Below are 2,904 nucleotides of genomic sequence, written 5' to 3'. Positions count from 1 at the left end.
GGGAGAGACGCGATGACATCCACGAAGCGTTCCTCGGCCTCGCCACCTGTCTGATCACCCACCGCCACGTCCAACGCCTTTGTTAGGACCTCTAAGGCCGGCGCCGGGCTGAACGTGGACGAGTCCGAGAACGCGGGCCCGCTCGGCGCTGTGGCGCAGGTGGTGCACAGGGACATCGGTGAGGGTGCGGTCCAGCGCGCGCAGCGGGAGGGGGCCGTTGTCGTCGATCTCGGTGATCAGGCGGATAAGGGCGCGAGAGGACAATGCGGCGTGGGCGGGCTGGAGGTGGGTCGTGGAGACGGCGGTCATCGGCGCGGTCCTCCGGCCGGGAGTGCCGCCGTCGGGCGGGCGGGGACTGCGTGCGAAAAGAGGCCGCCGTGCTTCCAGGCCGGTGATGGGCTCTGGCGGGCTGTGGTCGGCGCGGGCGTGGCGGTCGGGGCGGGAAGCCTCGACGGGTTGCTGACCCACTTCTGTGCCGCGGGCATGGCCTCCGGCCGTCCCCAGACCGGATGGTGTGCGGCCTGCCTCAGGGGCTGTCCTGCGGACCATGCGGACAATGCGCCGAGGATGGGCCCGAGACTGTCGCCGGCGGCGGACAGGCGGTAGGGCTGCCCGATGCCGTCGGTGTCGACGAGTCCGTCGGCGACGAGCTGGCGCAGCGGCGGGTAGACGTTGGTCCAGTCGCTGTCGGGCATGACCATCCTCGCCAAGGACCTGCCGCTGCTCTCCCCCCGGGCCTTCAGAACCCACAGGAGCGCGGCGGCGTGCCGCCGGGTCAGGAGCGTGAGGCCGTCCTCGATCTGCTCGATGGCGGGCAGCGGCCTCTCCGGCTTCTCCAGGTTCTTCTCAGCCCAGGTAACGATCAGCGGCAGGACCGGCAGCAGCGCGACTGCGCGGTCGGTGTGGCCGTAGGTGACGTGCCGGGTCGTGTGCTCGGTGCGCTGGACGAGGCCGGCATCGCACAACTGCCCCAATTTGAGATGCAGTTGGCCATTGAGCAGCCAGGACACCTTGCGCGCGATCTCCTTGTAGCGCAACGGCTGCCCGTCGAGGGCGAGCAGGATCCGCGCGTTCCAGCGCGGAGTGATCATGGCGAGGGCCTGGGAGACCCGGGCGATGTCGGCGTCGGTGTCGGGCGGCAGACCGGTGAGGGCCAAGGGAGCAACTCCTGGATGACGGAAGAGGGGTAGGCCCGCAAGGGGTCAGCGGCTCGGAGCGGTGCTCGTCGCCGCCATGGCGGGCGCGGCGATGGTGGGCGCGGGGGGTTGCGGCCGGGGTCGGGTGAGGTGACGCGGCCCAGGCTCTGGAGCACGGTCAGACCCGTTGCGGCCTGGACGTCTCGGACGGCGACCGCTTCGGCGAGCCGGCGGGCGCAGTCGAGAACGTGCGAGACCTCGTGTGCGCCGATCTGGTGGTCGGGATGGACGAGTTGGGCGAGCCGGTCGCGGTGGGAGGTGATGCTCCGCTCGGCGAGGGCGAGGCTGTGGTGCAGGCCGAGGAGAGCGGAGAGCATGCCGGGCGGCTGGTCCTGCGCGTGGGTGGCGAGGTCGGCGAGCGGGGCGCCGTGCAGGTCCTCGATGCGTCCGGCGATGTCGGTGGACGTCGGGTGGGACAAGGCCGGCGGCTTTACGGCCGGCGGGTGGGGGCCGCCCCGGCACCCGGGGGTGCCAGGACGACGACAGCGGCGGGGGGCAGGGTCGTGGTGAGCGTCGGCTGTGTTCTGCGGACAGGCCGGGAGGGCTGGAGCGGGGCCAGCATGGTGCGCAGCAGGTCATCGATCGCAACGCAGTAGCCCTCGCGGGCGTCGAGCGCCGCGTCCAGCCACAGCGCGTCCATCCGCAGGTCCTCCGCGGACAGTTCACCCATGTCTCGATCCGGTGCCATGGTTTCGTGGACGCGGTCGCGGACCTGGGCGACCTGCTCCTTCCTCGGCCAGGGCGAGGAAGGACCGCAGCTCCAGCGCGCGGCCCAGAGCCGGGGAAGCATCGGGGTGAACGGCCGTCCCGTACAGCTCATCGAGCGGAGCGTCGAAGACCTGCTGCAGGCGGCTGTCCACGGAGCTGGGCCTACGCTCGGTATTCACCGCGTCACGCCCTTTGCAGCCTGCGGAGCGTTGGCCGGCCGGGGCGGGGCGCTGGTCGGTACGGCCTGGCCTGGGGTGGCGCGGAAGCGGGCCAGCCGTTCGGCGGCGAGGCCCTGCTTCCCGGGAGCCGTCGGGTCGAGATACCACCGCACGGCCTGAGCTCGCCCGTCGCGCGCGAGTACGGCTGCTTCGACGCGGCGGACCAGGGCATGCGTCGGGTCGAAGACGTGGGCGGGCTCGGTCTCCAGTACGGCCAGGAGGTCGTGCTCCGCGCGGTCGAGGACCGTCTGGGATTCCAGGAGAAGCCCGTGCCACTTGACGAGGTCGGTGGCGTCAGGATTGGCGGCCGGCGCCTCGGTGACGGCGGCCTTCAGCTGCTCCATGCTGAGCCCGAAGCGGGATTCGATCTGTTCGGTGAGCACGTCCACGACATCGACGGTGCCGTCGGTTATCTCGTCGGACAAGAAAACTCCTTGGCGGCAGGGCACACCGGCCCCATTGGTACGACAATTCAAAGAAGTGGCCAACTCGGCTTAATTGCTGACCGGTTGCTGCCGTGCGCTCGTCAGGAAAGACACATGCGGACGTCGCGGTAGACATATCGGCCGGACGCCCAGCCCTTGACCCTGGTGGTCTTGTCGGTGACGTACACCCACTTCGCACCCTTGGTGGTCTTGTGCACCGTGAACCGATGCGACGGGTAGAGGATGCCGGCAGCGGTGGACGCGGTCGTGGCCGTCGAACGGATGGTCACGGCGTGGGTGCCGTGGACCGCCCAGGGCAGGTACGGGTTGCTGGTGCACGACGATGCGGGCGCCGCC

5 protein-coding genes and 1 pseudogene are annotated in these 2,904 nt (G+C 70.6%); all 6 read right to left on the bottom strand.

All coding sequences use genetic code 11. The features are described 5' to 3' along the window. Positions 1-54: 54 nt before the first annotated feature. A complete protein-coding gene (locus tag ABZ855_RS48210) occupies positions 55-309 on the bottom strand; it encodes a hypothetical protein (RefSeq protein WP_360820411.1) in 255 nt (84 codons plus the stop codon). After that, a complete protein-coding gene (locus ABZ855_RS48205) occupies positions 306-1,157 on the bottom strand; it encodes a winged helix-turn-helix transcriptional regulator (RefSeq protein WP_360820408.1) in 852 nt (283 codons plus the stop codon). The genes ABZ855_RS48210 and ABZ855_RS48205 overlap by 4 nt, the downstream gene beginning before the upstream one ends. Beyond that, on the bottom strand, positions 1,088-1,615 hold the full coding sequence (locus ABZ855_RS48200; protein ID WP_360820405.1) for a hypothetical protein: 528 nt from the start codon (positions 1,613-1,615) through the stop codon (positions 1,088-1,090). Before ABZ855_RS48200 ends, ABZ855_RS48205 begins: the two co-directional genes overlap by 70 nt. 11 nt (positions 1,616-1,626) lie before the next feature. Next, positions 1,627-2,083: pseudogene (locus ABZ855_RS48195) on the bottom strand (hypothetical protein). After that, the gene (locus ABZ855_RS48190) at positions 2,080-2,547 is read right to left on the bottom strand and encodes a hypothetical protein (RefSeq protein ID WP_360820402.1); all 468 of its coding nucleotides are present in this window, start codon (positions 2,545-2,547) and stop codon (positions 2,080-2,082) included. The pseudogene ABZ855_RS48195 and the gene ABZ855_RS48190 overlap by 4 nt, the downstream one beginning before the upstream one ends. Positions 2,548-2,648: 101 nt before the next feature. Continuing rightward, positions 2,649-2,904 (bottom strand): SH3 domain-containing protein (locus tag ABZ855_RS48185; RefSeq protein ID WP_360820400.1); only part of this gene is annotated, 256 nt, incomplete at its 5' end.

The organism is Streptomyces sp. NPDC047042 (assembly GCF_040644035.1).
Lineage (GTDB): Bacteria > Actinomycetota > Actinomycetes > Streptomycetales > Streptomycetaceae > Streptomyces.
Note: the sequence above shows the minus strand (reverse complement) of the source record. Positions and strands in the feature narration are given on the sequence as shown.